Origin of the sequence: Streptomyces sp. 8K308, from assembly GCF_004348315.1 — a bacterium.
Taxonomy (GTDB): domain Bacteria; phylum Actinomycetota; class Actinomycetes; order Streptomycetales; family Streptomycetaceae; genus Streptomyces.
In genome coordinates, this window is sequence record NZ_SMKC01000486.1 from 1 (window position 1) to 4,161 (window position 4,161).

6 protein-coding genes are annotated in these 4,161 nt (G+C 74.5%); 1 reads left to right on the forward strand and 5 read right to left on the reverse strand.

From position 1 onward, the window contains the following. Window positions 1-150: 150 nt before the first annotated feature. The 5 genes from proC to E1265_RS34470 form a co-directional block, all read right to left on the reverse strand. A complete protein-coding gene (gene proC, locus E1265_RS34450) occupies window positions 151-957 on the reverse strand; it encodes a pyrroline-5-carboxylate reductase (protein WP_132934893.1) in 807 nt (268 codons plus the stop codon). 13 nt (window positions 958-970) lie between these two features. Further along, entirely contained in the window at window positions 971-1,750 is a 780-nt protein-coding gene (locus E1265_RS34455) for a class I SAM-dependent methyltransferase (RefSeq protein WP_132934889.1), read from the reverse strand. Window positions 1,751-1,768: 18 nt separating this feature from the next. Next, window positions 1,769-1,972, reverse strand: coding sequence for a hypothetical protein (locus E1265_RS34460; RefSeq protein WP_132934894.1), 204 nt, complete (start codon window positions 1,970-1,972; stop codon window positions 1,769-1,771). An 80-nt stretch (window positions 1,973-2,052) separates the two neighbouring features. Next, entirely contained in the window at window positions 2,053-2,427 is a 375-nt protein-coding gene (locus E1265_RS34465; RefSeq protein ID WP_132934890.1) for a winged helix-turn-helix domain-containing protein, read from the reverse strand. A gap of 109 nt (window positions 2,428-2,536) precedes the next feature. After that, a complete protein-coding gene (locus tag E1265_RS34470) occupies window positions 2,537-3,061 on the reverse strand; it encodes a hypothetical protein (RefSeq protein WP_132934891.1) in 525 nt (174 codons plus the stop codon). A gap of 86 nt (window positions 3,062-3,147) precedes the next feature. On the opposite strand from E1265_RS34470, the gene E1265_RS34475 reads away from it, so the two are divergent. Then, window positions 3,148-4,161 (forward strand): serine/threonine-protein kinase (locus tag E1265_RS34475; RefSeq protein WP_132934892.1); only part of this gene is annotated, 1,014 nt, incomplete at its 3' end.

A 4,161-nucleotide genomic window follows, 5' to 3' on the forward strand; every position in this document is an offset into this window, starting at 1 on the left:
GGCGACACTCGCGCGAAGCGCCGAGCGGCCACGGCCGCCCCGGCCGTCCGCGCGAAGCGCCGGAGGCCGGCCGATGCGCCACCCCCACCCGAACCGGCGAACCCCGCCCGCGTGGAACGCAAGGGCGGGTGGGGGGACCGTTGCAGAGGGTCAGGCCGGCCCGGCCAGGGCTTGGCTGCGGTCGCGCGCCGCCTCGATCGCCGCGATCAGCGCCGCCCGCACGCCGTGGTTCTCCAGCTCACGGATCGCGCTGATCGTCGTGCCGCCCGGCGAGGTCACCGCCTCCCGCAGGGTCACCGGGTGCTCGCCGCTGTCCCGCAGCATCACCGACGCGCCGATCGCCGCCTGGACGATCAGGTCGTGGGCCTTGTCGCGCGGCAGGCCGAGCAGGATGCCGGCATCCGTCATCGCCTCGACGAGGTAGTAGAAGTACGCGGGGCCCGAGCCGGAGAGCGCGGTCGCCGCGTCCTGCTGGGACTCGGGGATCCGCATGGTGCGGCCGACGCCGCCGAAGATCTCCTCCGCGTGCGCCAGGTCCGCGTCGGTGGCGTGGCGGCCGGCGGAGATCACGGACATGGCCTCGTCGACGAGGGCCGGGGTGTTCGGCATGACGCGCACCACCGCCGTGCCCTCGCTCAGCCGGGACTCCACGAAGGCCGTGGTGATGCCAGCGGCGGCCGAGATGACGAGGCGGTCGGCGGCGGCGTGCGGGGCCAGCTCGTCGAGCAGGGCGCCCATGTCCTGCGGCTTGACGGCCAGGATCAGCGTGTCGGCCGTCTTGGCAGCCTCGGCCGTGTCGACGACCTCCACGCCGTGTCGCTCGCGCAGCTCCCTGGCGCGCTCGGGGCGGCGGACGGTGGCCAGCAGGGTGCCCGGCGGGCGGCCGGACCGCAGCAGGCCGCCGAGGAGCGCCTCGCCGATCTTGCCGGCACCCAGGACCGCGATCTTGTGGGTGATGGTGCTCATACCGTCATCCTCGCACCCGGGCCACGGTCAGGCGGACGGTATAGCTCTCGCGAACCTCCCCCTCCGGGAACTCGCGTTCGAGAACGGCGCGTTCGGCGTCGAGCACCGGCTGGGCGGCCTCGGGTCCGAGGACGGCGAAGAAGGAGTGGGTGGCGAGGTTGGCGAGGTGCGCGGCGAGTGGCAGGACGCGGCTCCAGCCGACCTCGCGGTAGGCGGTGGCGAGGGCCGGGTCGAGGTCGCCGATGATGCGGGGCGCGTCGGCCGAGATGTCGCCACGGTGGTAGCCGGGGAGCCGGGCGCGCAGCCGCCGTTCCTGGTCGCGCTGCCAGGGGGCGGTGTGGTCCGGCACGTTCCACCACAGCGCGAGCGCGCCGCCGGGGCGCAGCACCCGCCGGGCCTCGGGCACGGCCCGGGTGGGGTCGGTCCAGTGGAAGGCCTGGGCATAGGTGACGACGTCGAAGGCGTCGGCGGAGAACGGCAGCGCGTTGCCGTCGGCGCGCACCAGGCGGACGGCCGGCAGGTGGGCGCGGAGCTGGCCGGCCATGCCGGGCCCGGGTTCGGCGGCGGTGACGGTGGCGCCGCGGCGCAGCATGGGGCGGGTGCCGATGCCGGTGCCGGCTCCGACGTCGAGGACGCGGGCGCCGGCGAGCGGGCGGTCCGCGAGCTCCTCGATCGCGTCGTAGAGCGCGGCCGGGTAGTCGGGGCGGGCGGCCGCGTACTCGGCGGCGATGCTGTTGAAGGAGACGGCGAACTCGCGGGAGCCGAAGCCGGGGTGGATGGTCATGGTCCGCTCCGCTTCCGGTCAGTCGAGTTCGCGCATCATCCGCTCCATCGACGCGACCGAGCGGCGGGTCTCGGTGAGCTCGTCGGTGTAGCGGCGGAGTATCTCGGTGTTGTCCTCGAGCAGTTCGGCGTACTTGAAGGCGAGCCGCTTGTACTCGTCCTCGCGGGTCGCGAGCATACGGGCGCGCCAGGTGGCGGCGATCTGCCAGACGACGACGATCATCAGCAGGAAGACCCCGGCCGTTCCGAGTCCCGCGGCCCAGACGCCGGCCGGGTCGTCGGCCAGCGTCACCAGTGAGTCGTTCACTGTGCTTCCTCTTCCTCTTTCTGCTTCACCGATGTCTGCCCCACCGACTCCGTCTCCTGCTCTGGTCGCAGGGAGTCGGCGGCGTCGGTGATGGTCCGCGGGGTCAGTTCGTAGAGGAACGGCGCGACCTCGAAGTACCGCATGGCCTTGCCGTCCTCGGACAGTTCGAGGGACCCGGTGATCAGGCCGGCTGCCTCGAGCCGCTGGAGGTGCATGTGGAGCAGCGGGCGGCTCATGCCGATCTCGCGCGCCAGCCGGCTGACGTAGTTCCGCTCGGCGGTCAGCGCGGCGATGATCCGCATCCGCTGGGGGTGGCCGAGGGCGGACAGCACCTTGAGCAGCCGCTCGCCGGCCGGCGTCGGGTCGTTCATCGAGAGGTCCTCTCGCCGTTCCCGCTGTGCGGCGCCCAGCCTCTCAGCGCGCGACCGTACCTGTCAATCGACGCTGACACATGTCAGGGCAATCCTCGGGGGCCTCGGGTCAGCGGCGGCGGCCCTGGCCGCGGCGGGCCGGGTTGCCCGAGCGCTTGACGGTCAGTCGCCGGTGCCGCTCGAGCGCCGCCTCGTGGTCGGCGCGCAGCAGCCCCTCGCCCGGCGCCTCCACCGCGGAGCGCAGCGCGTAGGCGAGCAGCACGCCGACGAAGCCGACGACCTTGAGGCTGCGGAACGTGGACTCCTCGACGGCGTCCACCTGGCGCGGCCTGGTGTAGCCGACCCACGCCCGGGTGAAGGCGATCGCGGTGCACAGCAGCAGCGCGAGCAGCACGAGCGAGCTGAGCCAGCCGGGGGAACCGGCGGCGACGCCGGCGTAGAGGATCCACAGCGCCAGCGCGCCGGCCACCGTCAGCAGGCCCGCCGCGCCGGTGAGCAGCACCCGGCGGAGCGAGTAGCCGGCGGAGTGGTCGACCCAGCGGGTGCCGTAGAACCTGATCGGCTCCGGCCGCGGGGCGGCGTTCGGCTCGTGGTCGGCGGCGCGGGATTGCGGCTTGGCGACAGAAGTGGACATGCGGTCGATTATGGCCGCACCCCGGGCACTGTCCCCAGCCCCAGTACGCTGTTGCCGGCAATCGCGGGGCTACCGGGGGAGCTGGCATGAGTGACCATCACGGTGCGGCGCCGGAGCGACTCGGCGACTACGTGCTCGAGCGCCGGCTCGGCAGCGGTGGGATGGGCGTGGTCTACCTGGCCAGAACGGTCGCCGGCCGGCAGCTCGCGATCAAGGTGATCCGCCGCGAGTACGCCGAGGACGCCGGCTTCCGTGCCCGCTTCCGCCGCGAGGTGGCGGCGGCCAGGCGGGTCAGCGGCGCCTTCACCGCGCCGGTGGTGGACGCCGATCCCGAGGGCGACCCGCCGTGGCTCGCCACCCTCTACGTGCCGGGCGGCTCGCTGGCCGACCGCGTCGCCCGGGAGGGCCCGCTGCCGGCGCACGAAGCGGCCAGGGTGGGCGCCCAGTTGGCCGAGGCGCTGACCGAGATCCACGGCCACGGCCTTGTGCACCGGGACCTGAAGCCGGGCAACGTGCTGCTGGCGGAGGACGGGGTGCGGGTGATCGACTTCGGGATCACCCGGGCGTTGAGCGACAGTCACCGGCTGACGGAGGACGGCGCGGTGCTCGGCTCGCCGCCGTTCATGGCGCCCGAGCAGCTGACCGGCGGCGCCGAGGTGACGACGGCGGCCGACGTGTTCGCGCTCGGCGCCGTGGTGGCGTTCGCGGCGACCGGCCACAGCCCGTTCGAGGCGGGCGGGCTGCCGGGCGGCGACCCGCTGGCGGTGGCGTACCGGGTGGTGCACGAGGAGCCCGAGCTCGGCGATCTGCCACCGGCGCTGCGCGACCTGGTCTCGCTGTGCCTGGCCAAGGACCCTGAGCGGCGGCCGGCGGTGGCGTCGCTGCTGCGGATGGCGTCGTTCGCCGACACCCGCGCCCAGGCGGCGGTGGTGCGCGAGTCACCGACCTGGCAGGGGCGCCGCGCCACCGACGAGGGCCGCGGCACCGGGGACGGGGCGACGGCCATCGGGTCCCGGCGGCGGTCGCGGCGCCGGCTCGCGGTGGCCGCCGCGGTCCTGGCGGTGCTCGCGGCCGGCGGCGTCGGGGTGTTCCTGGCGGCC

Coding starts and splice junctions, on each gene's coding strand:
- E1265_RS34455 (WP_132934889.1), bottom strand. CDS start 1,750: ATGACCATCCACCCCGGCTTCGGCTCCCGCGAGTTCGCCGTCTCCTTC.
- E1265_RS34470 (WP_132934891.1), bottom strand. CDS start 3,061: ATGTCCACTTCTGTCGCCAAGCCGCAATCCCGCGCCGCCGACCACGAG.
- E1265_RS34465 (WP_132934890.1), bottom strand. CDS start 2,427: ATGAACGACCCGACGCCGGCCGGCGAGCGGCTGCTCAAGGTGCTGTCC.
- E1265_RS34460 (WP_132934894.1), bottom strand. CDS start 1,972: ATGATCGTCGTCGTCTGGCAGATCGCCGCCACCTGGCGCGCCCGTATG.